Annotated in this window: 11 protein-coding genes; 2 read left to right on the plus strand and 9 right to left on the minus strand. The window is 42.1% G+C overall.

Going from position 1 to position 15,944, the window contains the following annotated elements:
• The first annotated feature begins 17 nt into the window (after positions 1–17).
• Entirely contained in the window at positions 18–185 is a 168-nt protein-coding gene (locus F0249_RS05375; protein ID WP_017053879.1) for a hypothetical protein, read from the plus strand.
• A gap of 97 nt (positions 186–282) precedes the next feature.
• Here F0249_RS05375 and bioD read toward each other — a convergent pair whose 3' ends face one another.
• Genes bioD through bioB form a run of 4 tightly spaced genes read right to left on the minus strand, consistent with a single transcriptional unit; the run spans position 283 to position 3,977 of the window.
• Entirely contained in the window at positions 283–969 is a 687-nt protein-coding gene (gene bioD / locus F0249_RS05380; protein ID WP_113795942.1) for a dethiobiotin synthase, read from the minus strand.
• The gene (bioC, locus tag F0249_RS05385) at positions 966–1,766 is read right to left on the minus strand and encodes a malonyl-ACP O-methyltransferase BioC (protein ID WP_171756168.1); all 801 of its coding nucleotides are present in this window, start codon (positions 1,764–1,766) and stop codon (positions 966–968) included. The genes bioD and bioC overlap by 4 nt, the downstream gene beginning before the upstream one ends.
• A gap of 14 nt (positions 1,767–1,780) precedes the next feature.
• Positions 1,781–2,938, minus strand: a complete 1,158-nt coding sequence (gene bioF / locus F0249_RS05390; RefSeq protein ID WP_253825281.1) for an 8-amino-7-oxononanoate synthase — start codon at positions 2,936–2,938, stop codon at positions 1,781–1,783.
• The gene (gene bioB, locus F0249_RS05395) at positions 2,925–3,977 is read right to left on the minus strand and encodes a biotin synthase BioB (RefSeq protein ID WP_017053883.1); all 1,053 of its coding nucleotides are present in this window, start codon (positions 3,975–3,977) and stop codon (positions 2,925–2,927) included. Before bioB ends, bioF begins: the two co-directional genes overlap by 14 nt.
• 147 nt (positions 3,978–4,124) lie before the next feature.
• Between bioB and bioA the strand changes: the two genes are divergently transcribed.
• The gene (bioA, locus tag F0249_RS05400; RefSeq protein WP_171756079.1) at positions 4,125–5,408 is read left to right on the plus strand and encodes an adenosylmethionine--8-amino-7-oxononanoate transaminase; all 1,284 of its coding nucleotides are present in this window, start codon (positions 4,125–4,127) and stop codon (positions 5,406–5,408) included.
• A gap of 70 nt (positions 5,409–5,478) precedes the next feature.
• Here bioA and F0249_RS05405 read toward each other — a convergent pair whose 3' ends face one another.
• The 5 genes from F0249_RS05405 to F0249_RS05425 all read right to left on the minus strand — a co-directional run bounded on the left by F0249_RS05405 (position 5,479) and on the right by F0249_RS05425 (position 15,939).
• A complete protein-coding gene (locus F0249_RS05405; protein ID WP_113795939.1) occupies positions 5,479–6,693 on the minus strand; it encodes an EAL domain-containing protein in 1,215 nt (404 codons plus the stop codon).
• Positions 6,694–6,743: 50 nt separating this feature from the next.
• Complete coding sequence (locus tag F0249_RS05410; RefSeq protein WP_171756080.1) at positions 6,744–8,255, minus strand: response regulator; 1,512 nt, start codon at positions 8,253–8,255, stop codon at positions 6,744–6,746.
• A 10-nt stretch (positions 8,256–8,265) separates the two neighbouring features.
• Entirely contained in the window at positions 8,266–12,864 is a 4,599-nt protein-coding gene (locus F0249_RS05415) for a transporter substrate-binding domain-containing protein (RefSeq protein WP_171756081.1), read from the minus strand.
• Positions 12,865–13,189: 325 nt separating this feature from the next.
• Positions 13,190–14,497 (minus strand): serine--tRNA ligase, encoded by a 1,308-nt coding sequence (serS, locus tag F0249_RS05420; RefSeq protein ID WP_017053888.1) that lies wholly within the window; start codon positions 14,495–14,497, stop codon positions 13,190–13,192.
• A gap of 92 nt (positions 14,498–14,589) precedes the next feature.
• Positions 14,590–15,939, minus strand: a complete 1,350-nt coding sequence (locus F0249_RS05425) for a replication-associated recombination protein A (RefSeq protein WP_017053889.1) — start codon at positions 15,937–15,939, stop codon at positions 14,590–14,592.
• Between the last annotated feature and the right edge of the window lie 5 nt (positions 15,940–15,944).

Raw genomic sequence — 15,944 nt, forward strand, 5'->3', positions numbered from 1 at the left:
AAGGAAAGGATAAGATCATGGTTGAAGGCACTAATTTTGAGATGGCAATTGACCTACTCTGCTGCCACTTAGGTATATCCGAAGATGAAGCAAAACAGCAACTTGGCATAAAAACTGATACGCACACCCAGCAACAGATCAGTGAAATGCAACAAGCTCTTATGGGGCTAACTAACGACAAGTAACCGTTATCATCGATTTAAGACGGAATTTAACGACAAAAAAAGGGCTACGAATCACGTAGCCCTTTTTATTTGTCTAAGATTTATGCCAAAGCGAGACTTACGCTAAAGCTAGAATGGGATCGACATTAATGTATTTGCCAATATCTCTCGACTTAACATTTGGTACATAAGGAATTTCACCAAGTTTAGGTGCATCAATCTTATCTTCCAACATGCCGATAATATCTGCGTAATGCTCAGTACCTGGATTAATACGGTTAGCCACCCAACCCACAAGATTTAAACCATCAGCAATGATAGTTTCAGCCGTTAGCATGGCATGGCTCAAGCAGCCTAGCTTGATACCCACAACAAGAACAACTGGCAATTTCTCTTGTTTTACCCAAGTCGACAAGCATTCAGTATCCGAAATAGGAACTCTCCAGCCACCAGCACCTTCAACCAGTACAATGTCTGAAATCTCTTTATGTTGAGCAAGTTTCTCACTTAACAAAGGATATTCAATGGTCACATCTTCATGCTTAGCAGCAATATGTGGAGAGCACGGCAGCAATAAAGCGTATGGATTTACATCTTCATATGCTACGTCATTGGTCGCCGCTTGCTGCAAATGCAGCGCGTCTGAGTTACGCAGCCCTTGTTCAGTTTTTTTACTTCCGGCAGCAACTGGCTTGTAGCCAACCGTCGATAAACCTTTGGCAGCTAGTGCCTGTAAAATAGCCTTTGAACCGACTGTTTTACCTACTTCGGTATCCGTACCTGCAATAAAAAATGCATCAATCATAGATTAATAACCCCTAAACAAACTTGATATGTTGCTGGTAAAAGACCTTGTTGGTTTTGAAACTCTCGGTATTCATGTTCAACTTGCTGTAATACTTTGCGACTGGTCAAACCATGTGAGCGTCCGCTTACGTGGTTCGCACCAATCCCCTTAAGATCACGCATTAATTCAAAAGCGGTATCGTACCAAACTGTGATGGAGGGCAAGTCTAATTGATGCTTCAAGCAGTAAGATTGCGCTAACGCAATTTTTACCTGATTGATACAAATAAACTCATTCACGTGTTGATATGTATCAATTTTTGACCACGCTTGGCTTAGTTCAAATAACGATCCCTTAATTAGTGTTGAAAATACGCAGTGACCACTAGATTTAGTGACACGCTTAATTTCGCGCAGTGGTACTGATAAGTCATCACACCACTGAAGCGCTAAGCTGGAAAAGACGACATCGAAAGAGTCGTCATCAAACGGTAGACATTCAGCATCCGCTTGGCGATAGTCGGAAACCATCGATCCACACCTTATTTCTGCTTGTTGGAGCATCGCCTGTGACAAGTCAGCACACGTCACCTTTGCGCCTCGTTTGGCTAATTCATAAGAGAAATATCCCGTTCCACAACCTAAGTCTAAAACTGCCAAGCCAGTTAGGTCCTGTGGCAATTTATCAAGTAATCGCTGACCGACATCGCGTTGAAATTCTGCATGCTTATCATAAGATTCAGCGGCTTTACCAAAAGCTTGAGCGATCGCCGTTTTATCTTGTACTGGTTTTTTATTGATCACAGGTGAATCCATTAACACTTCACATTTCATTGATTATGGATCTCTACGGCTGCGGTGATCGCTTCGGCTAAGGCCAAAATATCACTGTTGGTATGCTTAGCGGTTAAGGTAATTCTTAGTCTCGCGAGCCCGTTAGGAACCGTTGGAGGACGAATAGCCGTTACCCATACCCCGTTATCTTTCAGGCTATTTGCAATGAACATGGCTTGATCTGATGAGCCGCATATAAATGGCTTAATCGGGGTCGTCGTCTCGGTAAACCCTGCAAGTCCAGCCAACTTCTCTGAATACAACTCTTGCAAGTCACTTAACTTATCTCTTCGCCATTGTTGAGACTGAATCATGGAAATAGCATGACTGATGGCATGAGCCTGAGCGGGAGGAAGTGCTGTTGAATAAACGTGATGTCTTGCAAACTGAGTCAAGTAATCACCAACTTCGGCACTGCATAGTATCGCAGCCCCTGAAAGCCCGACCGCTTTTCCAAAGGTCACCACTAATAAATCAGGTTTAACATCTACTTGTAAGCAGCTCCCTGCGCCATTCTCGCCATGTATACCGATACCATGGGCATCGTCGACCGCTAACCATGCGTTATTTTGTTCACACAACGTTTTAATTGGTTTAAGAGGAGCGGTATCGCCATCCATACTAAACACGCCTTCTGTCACCACAAGCGCACTATCTGATGCCGCCAGTATTGATGAAAGGTGTTCTGTATCGTTATGTCTGAATCTCTTTAAGCTTGCAGCCGATAACATCCCGGCTTCCATCAACGATGCGTGATTTAATTTGTCCTGAATCAGAATATCTTGCTTATCAAGTAAGGAGAATATCATCGCTTGATTAGCACTAAACCCTGAATTAAACAGAATGGCTCTTTCAAAACCTAGCCATTCACATAGCTTTGATTCAAGGTTCTGATGAGCGGAACTAAACCCCGTGACTAGCGGTGATGCGCCACTCCCGGCTCCAAATTGATCAAGCCCTTCCTTCCAAGCTCGAATCAATTCAGGATCGCCAGCGAGCCCTAAATAGTCGTTATTAGAGAAATTAATAAATGGCTTGCCATCATGCACAAAGCGCGTTTGATTACCTGATGACATTGGCTGCAACACGCGAGTGAGCCCTTGATTACGTCTCTGCTCAAGGGCGAATTTAATGCGTGAACTAAACGCTGGCATCATAAAAAATGTCGTCTTTCGAAGGACGTGAAGCGACACGTTCAACGACTTGATCAAGTAAGTCGTTCTCTTGAATTTCATCCGGTTTTTGGCTTACTTGCTCACTATTAATACCCAGCTTTTTAAATAGCTGCATATCACTATCTTCATCTGGATTTGGCGTCGTAAGTAGCTTACATCCGTAAAATATTGAGTTAGCACCGGCCATGAAGCACAGAGTTTGCATCTGCTCATTCATGTTCTCTCGGCCAGCAGACAAACGTACTGCTGATTTCGGCATCATGATTCGAGCAATTGCGATCAACTTAATGAAATCAAATGGTTCAACGTCATCAACGTTTTCCATTGGCGTGCCTTTGACTTTGACCAGCATATTGATTGGCACACTCTCAGGCTGCACTGGCAAGTTAGCAAGCTCAACCAGTAGTCCTGCGCGATCATTAGTGCTTTCACCCATACCAATAATACCGCCAGAACAAATTTTCATTCCCGCATCACGAACGTGGGAAAGTGTATCTAAGCGATCTTGGTAAGTACGCGTGGTAATGATGCTGCCATAAAATTCAGGTGACGTATCAAGGTTGTGATTGTAGTAATCCAAACCAGCTGTTGCCAACTCTTCAGCTTGATCTGGGGTCAGCATCCCTAGCGTCATACAGGTCTCTAAACCCATCCCCTTCACACCTTTGATCATTTCCATCAAGTGTGGCATATCACGCTCTTTTGGGTTTTTCCATGCTGCGCCCATGCAGAAGCGTGTTGAACCTGCTTTCTTCGCTTTTTCAGCGGCATCTAGCACGCGTTCAACTTCCATTAATCTTTCACGATCGACATCGGTACGATAGTGGGCACTTTGTGGGCAGTACTTACAATCTTCAGGACAAGCGCCCGTTTTAATAGATAATAGAGTGCTCACTTGAACGTGATTATGCTGTTGATGTTGACGGTGGATAACTTGCGCTTCAAACAACAAATCCATAAAAGGCTTATCCAAAAGCTTTCGAACTTCTTCTACTGTCCAGTCATGACGAACTTCCACGTGCCGATCCTTATTTCACTATTGATATTTTAATAATATGTGCATTGCTACTTGGCTAGTCTACCGACAAACAGTAGACTGTCAACGATCAACAAAAACACAAGTTTACAAGTGGTTAATATTTACACAATGCATTATGGAATGGCTATGGATCTCGAATTTGACCGTCAACACATCTGGCACCCTTATACATCAACACTGAACCCGCTCACTTGCTATCCTGTCACAAATGCTGATGGCGTATTCATTGAACTTGAGAACGGTAAACGACTTATTGATGGTATGTCTTCTTGGTGGTCTGCCATTCACGGTTACAACCATCCTCACCTTAACCAAGCCGCCCACCAGCAGATCGATAAAATATCTCATGTCATGTTTGGTGGTATCACTCATCAACCTGCAATCGATACCTGCAAAAAACTGCTTAAACTTGCCCCTGATAATCTTGAACATGTTTTCCTTGCCGATTCCGGTTCGGTCGCTGTAGAAGTGAGTTTAAAAATGGCCCTACAGTACTGGCATGCCAAAGGGGAGCAGCGACCAAAGTTCCTGACATTAAGAGACGGCTATCACGGGGATACTTTCGCGGCGATGTCAGTGACTGATCCTAACAATTCAATGCATAGCCTCTATAAAGGTTTTTTACCTGAACATATTTTTGCAAACTCGCCAAAAACGGAATATTGGCAACCGTGGGATGAGACTGATATTGACGATTTTAAACAGAAAATCACCGACCACCACTCGCAAATAGCCGCTGTTATTTTAGAGCCTATTGTTCAAGGTGCGGGGGGAATGCGTATCTATCATCCTGAGTTTCTCAAGCAAGTACGCTTATTGTGTGACGAGTTCAATGTACTGCTGATTTTAGATGAAATCGCGACTGGGTTCGGACGTACAGGTAAATTGTTTGCTAGTGAACACTCTGGAATTCAACCGGATATCATGTGTGTAGGTAAGGCATTAACTGGTGGCTATATGACACTATCAGCCACTTTAGCGAGCAAACAAGTCGCAGATACGGTATGTGGAGGCGAAGCAGGATGTTTTATGCACGGCCCTACCTTTATGGGAAATCCGCTGGCTTGCTCAGTGGCTTCGGCAAGTTTGGATTTGATCGAGCAAGGTGACTGGCAAAAACAAACAAAGATGATTGAAGAGCAATTTTCAAAACAGCTACCGCCACTAACAAAACATGAGTTAGTGAAAGATGTTCGTTGGCTTGGAGCTATCGGAGTCGTTGAAACTCATCGCCCAGTTAACATGGAAAATATTCAAGCTCTATTTGTGGAACATGGTGTTTGGATCCGCCCATTTGGTAAACTCATCTACATGATGCCACCTTATATAAGCCAACCAGAGCATATCGAGGCATTAATTCATGCCATTGATTCTGCCTTAAATGATGACCAATGTTTCGCCTCAAAATAAGAGCGGTATAAACAAAAAGAGCCGCGAATCATTCACGGCTCTTTTCATATTCGTTTAAAGTATTACTGCACTAACATTTACCCATTTTACAAGCAAACGGACCAGACAATAGATCTTCATCTTTAACACGAACCTGCCAATCTTGATGCCATTGCTCAAGTTCATGAAGAGGTAAAGGTCGACTCATAAAGTAGCCCTGCCCCATGCCATCAGTAATCGAACGTAAATGCATCCATACTTCTCGGGTTTCGATGCCTTCTGATACGGTTTCCATACCCAGTTTTTTTGCCAAAAATAGGCTAGCGGCAACAATAGATTCAGCACTGCGACTCACCAACATCTTCTGTACGAAACTTAAATCAATCTTTAATTCAGTAAAAGGCATGTCATCTAAAAGCTGCATTGAAGAGTAACCCGTTCCAAAATCATCAATTGCGAGCTCAAATCCCTTCATGCATAAACGGATAGCAGAAGAAAGCGTATAACCAAGATGCTCAATCATATCAGTTTCGGTCAATTCAAACCTTAATCGCTGAGGCAACGATGGGTGCTCTACCTGTAACGCCAATACAGTATCAACAAAACTCGCATCCATAAGGTCTTGCGCGGTGATATTGATCGCCACACGACGGTTTCCTAGGGTTGGCAAGTCACGCAATGCGCACTTTAATAACAGCAGGGTCAGTTTTGTTGAAAGCCCATATTTAATGATCTTTTCAACAAAAAATATCGGAGATAACAAACCGTGCTCAGGATGGTCCCAACGAACCAAAGCCTCAGACTCTAGCCACTCACCCGTTTCGAATTTAATGAGAGGCTGATAGAAAGGGATGAACTGCTCTTTATCTAATGCTTCAAGTATGTCTTCACGGCTAAAGTCAGGCAACGGTTTTGAGAAGTAGTGCTTAGGCTTTAAATTTTGATTTAATATGGCATCAAGCTTTACTTTATTGATCGGCTTGCTGATCGCCCCTAATAGGTTCATGTTGTAAGCCGTACACATTCGACCCGCTGCTTTTAAAACGACTTCCGTTACCGCACTCGATATGATGACTTCACCACCATAATCCGCTTCAGCAAGTAACCTTAATAGCGTGATACCATCAATACCTGGCATATTTAAATCGCAGATCACCATATCTGGAGTCTGTATTTCGATTAAATCTAACGCTTCCTGCGCACTTCCGACACCTTCAGCTTCTACATGATCAAACTGTTTCAATAAGGCGAGAAGCGCCATTCTTTGAAAGTTATGATCTTCAATGACAAGAATACGTTTAGACATTTATGGTTATCCATATATACGAGCAAAAATATAGAAAGTAATAAATTAATTTACTCTTCTATTAATTTTTTGTTCTGCTCAATTGTTAAATTAACTTCTTTAAATAGCGATTTATTACCTGCAATTCCTTCTTGCTGTTTATAGTCATCATGACTAACAATCTGTTCTGCAACTTTTATATTGAACCGGTAGTCACCCCATAGCTTGAATAAATACTCAATTGGTAAACCATCGAATGATTTAGGGAATGTGACTAATGTACTTTTCTGACTGCGCCAATCTGCAATCAACTTTTTAGCCATTTTGTTTTGGATATCTCGCAAAAGCGATTGAGGCTCTTGATCTGATACCGCAACTAACTTTTGCAAAGTACTCTGCATTTCTTGCCACATACCTAGAACATGCAGCGTATGATATGCCACAAAGATAGTCTCGAAACACTCTTCAACTTCTTCGCAGGATTGCAGTAACTCATATGCAGCAGAATATTGGCCGCTGTTTGCTAAAGACCATACCCCTAAACGACTTTGCAGGGAGTTATCCGGCTTAGTAAACTTTTTGTTCCGAGTTAACATACCCCAGATTTCACTGGTAGAACGGTTACTAAACTCAGCTTCTTGTAAAAGGATCCAACTGAGCAAAAAGTACAGGTTTGGTTCTTCCCAAATAGAATGGCTAGATTTAAAGGCAAGCTCCTGAATTAACTTCGAGATATTTTCGTTAGCAAGAAATCCAACATGCTGCAAAATCAGAGCATACAAACGAGGAAGCCTTTGCGGCGACATTTTATGTAAATGCAGCATACTCTCCGCAGCTTGTTCATACATGCCCTTTTCAAACTGAAAACGACACTCTAATTCAAGCACAGGAACAGAGAAGCGATTAGCTTTACGTAGGGGCAGCAATACTTTCTCCGCCTCTTCGATATTGCCCGCCTTCAGCATTAAGTCAACGTACATAATATGCGCGCGAACATAACTATTGGCTTTTATGTAATTCACCAATAATCGTGATGCGATATCATCTTCACCTACCGATATAATTTCACTACACAATTTGGTTAACGCTAAATTGTATATTTTCTTACTCTTCGCTTCTTTTAACGTCGGTAGAGCCTCTGATAAACCCGCTTGATGATAACTATCAACTACTCGTGTGATGAATGCTTTTTCATCCATGCAGGCTTTCAATGATTCTGTGAGTACATCTACTCTCAGTGGTTTAACGATAAAACCACTTGGTTCAAACTCAGAAAAGCTACGAATTACAGTTGCTGAATTGTCAGCAGTGACAATCAAAATGATCGGATCGTGTGCAAGCAGTTTCTCGTGATAAAGCCTTTCTAATAACTGGAGGCCCGTGCTTCCTTCACCTAAATTATAGTCAACAATTAGAATGTCGAAGGCCGTGACTCGGCACTCTAGCACGGCTCTATTCGCCTGACCTACCAAACGAATTTTGTCTCGATTAAAGCCAATTTTAGTCAATAGGATACGGCTAGATTTACAGATAATATCGCTATCATCAACAACCAATAGATCCATGTTTTTCAATAACTTCATAGATATCCTATTAAACAATTTGTTCAGCTTCAGCGTTCAATTGTGCCAGCTTTAAAGTGAGTTCGGCTTCAAGTTCATCGTACACAAGATCGTTCCCATGTGTAGCCTCAGATTCCAATCGCTCTAGAGGAATTGAAAAAGAGTGACATGCAAGCATTCTAGCTGCACCTTTCATTCTATGTGATATCTCTTGTATATCAGAGTGATTTTTCTCATCAAATGCGGTCAACAGTAGATTCATATCTTCGTTCTGACTTTTTACAAAATCGAAAGCAATATTTTTGGCCACTTCTTCATCACCAAAAATGTCAATGATAGCGGGAATATCGAGTAAAGCTTCTTCTGGCTTATCCACTTCACTACTCTTGAGGTGCTCTTCACCCCAGAATGTCTCTTCTGAATCATCATCGCCTGCAAAATCAAACTCAAAACCATCGATGGCGGATAAGTCATCTGAACCGCTACTTTGCACTGGCTCAGCGACTTCAAACTCGTTCTCAAATGCAGCCAGTGCTAATTCGTCCGCACTTTTTTGATCTATTGCGCTATGTTCTTGAGCTATTAGATCATTTTCGCCAGCAACATCTACATTATCTTCAGTGACAACGATTTCTTCCTGAGCAGACAAAATTTGTGGTAACCAATGATCTAGCGTTTCAGTCAACTTCACCTTACTCACAGGTTTCGATAAAAATGCAGACATACCAAGCTCAATACACTTCTCATCTTCTCCCTGAATTGCATTCGCAGTAAGGGCGATAATTGGCATAGCTTCGCGACTTTCAGCACCCTCTTTGGCTCGAACCGCTTTTGTTAACTCATATCCATCCATTTCAGGCATATGACAGTCTGTAAGAAGCAATCCATATTCATCACTTTGCAATGCTTCAAACGCTTGAGCACCATCATTAACAACATCAGCGGTATAACCCAACTGAGACAGCATGGTCATGATCACTTGGCGGTTGATCGGATGATCTTCAGCAACGAGGATAAGTCGTCCATTTTCAATCGCTTCTTTACGACTTTGAACAACCACCTTGTTTTGATTTTCAGCCACATTCATCGAAGCACCGACAGCAACAGGTGTTTTTAGGCAGTGATAAAGCTGATCTGGAATGATTGGGTTAACAGACATTGCCCAGAAACCATCGTAAGGTTCAGGCGAAAGCATCCCTTTTCTTCTCTCAAGAACAATACATTTCACTCCCGGAAGCTGATTTTTAATCCAGCTGTGTTTCAAATCTAAACGCTCATATTCAAAACGAGTAATGAATAATGAACTGATGCGATTTCGAGATGCTAGAAAAGCAAGTTGATTCTTATCATCAAATGCTTCGTGGTCCATTTTGACATCACAGTGAGACATATACTCAATGAGATCATCAAGTTGATTAAACTCGCCAACTACAAGGCTCTTCTCACCTTTAAAGTTCAACGACTCTTGTTGCTCAATCGCTTTAACAGGAATAACCACGCTAAAGCATGAGCCTTCACCTAGTTGGCTAACGACGGTAATTTCGCCGCCCATCTGCGCAACAAGCTCATTAGTAATAGATAGACCTAAGCCTGTACCACCAAACTTCCTTTGAGTACTTTCGTCCGCTTGAACAAATGGCATAAACAAGCTGTTTTGAGCATCCTCATTAATTCCCACACCAGTATCTGATACAGAAAAACGCAATGTTTGATATGAGCCTTCATGTGCCAGCAGATCAACCGCCAAGCGAATGTGCCCTTTTTCAGTAAATTTAATCGCATTATTGATGAAATTATTTAGAATCTGCCCCAAGCGAACATCATCGACATGAACAATGCTTGCTACTTTTGGAGACAACCAGTACTCAAATTTTAACCCTTTAGCATGGGCATGACTGGCTTGTGTCTGAGTAATTCGAGATAACATCGAATGGATATCAGCATCGATTGGAGACAGCGTTAACTTGCCCGCTTCAATTTTCGAGAAGTCTAAAATATCATTAACGATATGCAGCAAGTTATCAGCCGATTTTGTTAAACTGCTGTGGACTTTCAGAGCATCATCACGCATTGGATATTGGCTAAATATTTCCAGTAAACCAATAATTCCGCTGATTGGAGTTCGAATTTCATGGCTCATATTCGCCAAGAATCGAGACTTAGCTTCTGTCCCTGCAATGGCTTTTGCTTTTGCGGCCTCTAGCTCGGCTTGTTGGTTTTTAAGCTCAGTGATATCGGTCAGTACGGTATTCCACGTAAAGTGATCACTATTTGAAGTAATTCGACTCTGAAGGTGTAACCATTTATCTCGATCTTCTGACGTAATATGCAGTTCATACGACATAGAACCTATATCTGCACATACTCTAGTATGAGCAATAAAGTCATCGCGTTGCTGTTCATCTAATACATTTAAGAATTTACGATGATCCTTGACGAGTTCTTCAGAGCTCACTCCGACTAACTCTTGAATACCCGCACTCACAAATGTGAAGTTGAGATCATCTAAATCTTCTTTACTTTGAACGTGTTGAATAACCGCTCCGCTAACGTTATCAGCTAGATACTGAACCCGCTGTTCAGCTTCACGAGCTCTTAGCTCTGCATTTCTTAACTCTGTAACATCATTAAGAATGGTAACAACACCGTCGGCACTGCTACTCTCCGAGAGTTGATATGGGCATTTCCAGTATGAGAACTGTCTTTCTTTGCCACCAATAACGACATTTTTTTCCATTCGAGGGAGCATTTCGCCCGCGAGAACTCTCTGGTCTTCACTACTATGGTTAACGATCTCATCAAGTTCTTTACTTTCAAGAGAACCACCAGCAACAAACTGAGCAAGATCGTCATCACTGGCACTCAACATCGAAATAGCAGGGTTAGTCGTAACGATATTGCCATCAACATCTTTTACCACAATCGGGAATGGGATGGCATTGAGCAACGATCGTTCAAATTGAACTCGTCGTTTTAATTCTGTTTCCGCTTCGACCCTCTGCTGAACCTCACCTTGTAGCTTACGGTTCCAATAAAAAACCACACCTATAATTAACAGTGATGCCACTGAAATAATCGAGATCCATAAAACAACTTTCTGAGTTTGTACTCCAGTTTGGTATGAAGTACTCATCCATTTTTTTTCAATTTCAACCATTTTACTTGGCGGTATCACGCTAAGCGCTTTATTTATGATATTAAGTAAAATCTGGTTTTCTTTATTCACAGCAAAAGTAACAGGAATAAAGGAACGTTCATTAATGTTATTAATGACTTTTAATTGGCCGGCATACTGGCCTTGTAGATATGGGGAAGCAAGCAATAAGGAGCTAATTGCGACATCAACTTTACTTTCATTTAGGGCCGTAACAAGATCATAAACACTATCGTATTCAAGCACGGTACAGCTTACACAAAACTCTTTAGCCATTGACTGACCGTACGTTGCCGCAATGACCCCAATGACATCACTTTTCTCTAAGTTATCGAATGACAACTCTTTCTCATAATCGTCTGAGCGTCCAATAAGTACCCAAGGTTCTCGCATGAACGCTTGGCTTAATAACATCTTTTCACGTCGTTTAGCGGTAGGAGACAGTGACGACATCATCTCAAACTCACCGTCTAGGAATGCCCAGTAGCTTTCCCTATGAGTTGAGTAGTATTTCGGATCGAATTTGATCCCTGTTAATCGGCTTACTTCTTCAAGAACATCCGCTGCGATCCCTTTGTAAACACCATTTTCAACGACTTCAATCGGAGCCCAATCACTTTCAACACCAATGCCAATGACAGGGTGATTATCGATCCACTGCTGCTCTTCTTTTGATAACGTTAGTGATGAGGCTTTACGAATATATTCTTGCTGTCTTTCATCTAACCAGCGATTAAGAATACGTTCATGTTCAGGTAAAGCATTCACTTCACGTATGCCTTGGTTCAATCGCTCCAGCATTTCACTATCAGATTTTGGCACACCTACATACAGTGTATCGACTGGAAGATCATCCAGCATGTACATATCCACATCTTCCAGGTACGGACTGTTTTTGTAATGCTCATATAACATTACGCCATCGCCAATTTGAGCATCTGCCAAGCCTAAAGCAACGGTTCGAATCGCTTCTAAGTTACTCGGGACAGATAACGAACTCGCGCTAGGTAAAACGTTTCTTAAAAAGCTTTCATCAGCAAAACCTTTAATTGTTGCGACCGTTTTGTTTTCAAGCTCTTTGTATGTCGTCACTGGGGTTGCGCTGATAGCAGCACGACGCACCGCAAACATAGGTTCAGTAAACGTCATGATGGATTCACGTTCTAATGTCGCTGTCACCCCAATCATTACATCCAGTTCACCTTTGATGTATGCATTCATAACATCGCTGAAAGTAGCGTAAGGCAGTATTTCGACTTTGTAGCCTGCTTGTTCTGCATAACGGCGAAAAAGGGATGGAAGCAAACCGACAATTTCGCCATCTTCATCAGCCATCGCTAATGGTTCAATATATCGAGAAGGGAAACCAATGGTTAAGGTTTGTAACTTGCTGTTATCAATATTATTTTGAGTTTCAGCTAGACTAAATTGAGATGTAAGAATTAAGAGAAGACACAAAAAAATGTTTTTGATCATCTTGACCTTCATGTGCATAACGATTTTCTAAATAAAATTCCGTATTTATTGTAAAAATCTTTGCGATGGCTTAATGAATTGATCACCTAATCATCAATTCACGTGATATTGGTGCATATACTATCACTTACTGTACCGTAAATAAAACCCACCTCCCCTTATTTATAAAATACACCTCACTGTTTAGAGAAGAGGGCACGTCTCGCCTGGTTTTACTATCTAATGAGAGGCCTATATTCGTCAAACTTAAACTCCAGATATAAAAAAACCAGCACGTGGCTGGTTTTTTGTTTATTCATTCAACGGTATATTTTTAACCGATGCATTAACCGATGTGCGTTGCGCCGCCCATGTATGGTTGTAATACAGTTGGAACCGCGATACGGCCATCTGCTTCTTGGTTGTTTTCAAGAATCGCAACCATAGTACGTCCTACCGCCAAACCAGAACCATTCAATGTATGAACCAGTTCAGGCTTCTTCTCGCCTTTACGACGGAAACGAGCTTGCATACGACGAGCTTGGAAGTCACCCATGTTTGAACATGAAGAGATTTCACGGTACGTCTCTTGCGCTGGTACCCATACTTCTAAATCGTAAGTTTTGCTAGAGCCGAAACCCATATCACCAGTACAAAGAACCACTTTACGGTAAGGAAGTTCTAACATCTGTAGAACTTTCTCAGCATGGCCAGTCAGTTCTTCTAATGCTTCCATTGAATCTTCAGGCTTAGTAATTTGAACTAATTCAACTTTGTCGAATTGGTGCATACGGATAAGACCACGAGTATCACGGCCGTACGAACCTGCTTCTGAACGGAAACATGGCGTATGAGCTGTCATTTTAAGTGGAAGCTCAGCTTCATCAGTGATGGTATCGCGCACCATGTTTGTTACTGGAACTTCCGCAGTTGGAATCAGCGATAGTTTCTTAAGAGGTACGTCACTCACTTGCTCAGTTAGCGGGCTAGTGTGGAATAGATCTTCACCAAATTTTGGTAATTGACCTGTACCAAACAAGCTGTCTGAGTTCACTAGGTATGGTACGTACATTTCTGTATAACCATGAGTATCGGTATGCAGATCTAACATGAACTGTGCAATAGCACGGTGTAGGCGTGCAAATTTACCTTTCATTACGATAAAGCGAGAACCTGAGATTTTTACTGCGCTAGCAAAATCCAAACCGCCAGACATTTCACCAAGATCAACGTGATCTTTCACTTCGAAGTCGTAAGTTTTTGGCTCACCCCAACGTGAAATTTCCACGTTCTCATCTTCATCTTTACCGTTTGGTACAGAGTCATGCGGAAGGTTAGGGATCGCGTTTGTGATCTCTTCTAGGCTAACTTGAAGTTCAGCAAGCTCTTTTTTTGCTTCATCAAGATCTGTACCTAAGCTACCGACTTCTGCAAGGATACGCTCAGCTTCTTCGTGCTCGCCCTTCGCTTTTGCTTGGCCGATGGACTTCGATCGAGAATTACGTAACGCTTGTAGCTCTTCAGTTTTCATTTGAAGGGACTTGCGCTTTTCTTCAAGTTCACGAATTTTCTCTACATCAAGAATAAATCCTCGACGCGCCAATTTTGCCGCTGTTTCATCCAGCTCAGCTCGAAGTAATTTAGAATCCAGCATTGCTAATCCTATGCTTTAGTTATATTTGAGGATACGGTAGAAACTCTACCGTTAAAGAATTTTTTATACTTGGTAACGATATCCAAAAAGCACTACTTTTCATAGCGCTTTTGTGGGCTTTTTGCGTCTAAATCCGCCAGATAATCTAACTTATCACCAATTTTCCCCTCTAAACCTCGATTTGTTGGGAAATAGTAACGAGTATCGGCTATTTCAGGAGGGAAATATTTCTCTCCTGCCGCATAAGCACCAGGCTCGTCATGAGCATAACGATATTCCGCGCCATAGCCCATGTCTTTCATCAAACTTGTTGGAGCATTACGTAGATGATGAGGAACTTCATACTCAGGCTGATTATGGGCGTCTAGCATGGCATTTTTCCACGCGACATAAACGGCGTTGCTCTTTGGTGCACACGCTAAATAGACGACAGCTTGTGCGATCGCCCTTTCACCTTCAGAAGGACCAATTCGAGTAAAGCAATCCCAAGCAGACATCGCCACTTGCATCGCTCTTGGATCGGCATTACCAATATCTTCAGAAGCGATAGCAAGTAAGCGACGCACGATATAGAGAGGGTCACAACCTGCGGCAATCATCCTAGCTGACCAATAGAGCGCGGCGTCAGGGTTCGAACCTCGGATGGATTTATGAACCGCAGAAATCAAGTCGTACCAAATATCCCCTTTGTTATCAAAACGAGCGACTTTTTCACCCGCCACTTCTGCAAGCAAAGGTAATGTGATGCTCTTCTGCCCTTCACTATTATCTTCTGCCATATCATACAGAAGCTCGAGATAATTAAGTGACATTCGGGCATCGCCATTTACTAATTCTGATAGGCGATCCAGTACATCATCGATAAAATCTGCCGAGATCTGACCTAAGCCTCTCTCTTTATCTTCAACCGCTTGATCGATCACTTGACGAATATCTTGCTCACTGAGAGAAGTGAGTTTGTAGACTCTTGCTCGTGATAACAGAGCGTTATTGAGTTCAAACGATGGGTTTTCGGTCGTCGCCCCAATGAAGGTGATCGTTCCATCTTCAATGTGAGGCAGAAAAGCATCTTGCTGGCTTTTGTTAAAGCGATGGACTTCGTCTACAAATAAAATTGTACGTCTTCCTGCCATTTTATTTTCACGTGCTTTATCAATGGCCGCTCGAATATCTTTCACACCAGAAGTCACGGCGGATACCCGTTCAACTTCCGCATTGGCATAATTTGCCGCCACTTCCGCTAGCGTTGTTTTTCCTGTACCAGGAGGCCCCCACAAAATCATGGAATGAATGTGGCCAGCTTCTAATGCTCGACGTAATGGTTTTCCAACACCCAATATATGCTGTTGACCGATATACTGTTCAACCGTTTCTGGTCTCATGCGAGCAGCAAGAGGACGAAAATCTTCATCTCCGGAAAAATCTAGACTGTAATTACTCACGATAA

It is taken from the genome of Vibrio sp. 03-59-1, assembly GCF_013114135.1.
GTDB lineage: Bacteria > Pseudomonadota > Gammaproteobacteria > Enterobacterales > Vibrionaceae > Vibrio > Vibrio cortegadensis.

Excerpts from the sequence above, each read along its gene's own strand:
- bioF (WP_253825281.1), bottom strand. The coding sequence starts at position 2,938 with ATGCCAGCGTTTAGTTCACGCATTAAATTCGCCCTTGAGCAGAGACGT.
- F0249_RS05415 (WP_171756081.1), bottom strand. The coding sequence starts at position 12,864 with ATGATCAAAAACATTTTTTTGTGTCTTCTCTTAATTCTTACATCTCAA.
- bioD (WP_113795942.1), bottom strand. The coding sequence starts at position 969 with ATGATTGATGCATTTTTTATTGCAGGTACGGATACCGAAGTAGGTAAA.
- bioC (WP_171756168.1), bottom strand. The coding sequence starts at position 1,766 with ATGGATTCACCTGTGATCAATAAAAAACCAGTACAAGATAAAACGGCG.
- F0249_RS05405 (WP_113795939.1), bottom strand. The coding sequence starts at position 6,693 with ATGTCTAAACGTATTCTTGTCATTGAAGATCATAACTTTCAAAGAATG.
- F0249_RS05375 (WP_017053879.1), top strand. The coding sequence starts at position 18 with ATGGTTGAAGGCACTAATTTTGAGATGGCAATTGACCTACTCTGCTGC.
- F0249_RS05410 (WP_171756080.1), bottom strand. The coding sequence starts at position 8,255 with ATGAAGTTATTGAAAAACATGGATCTATTGGTTGTTGATGATAGCGAT.
- bioA (WP_171756079.1), top strand. The coding sequence starts at position 4,125 with ATGGATCTCGAATTTGACCGTCAACACATCTGGCACCCTTATACATCA.
- serS (WP_017053888.1), bottom strand. The coding sequence starts at position 14,497 with ATGCTGGATTCTAAATTACTTCGAGCTGAGCTGGATGAAACAGCGGCA.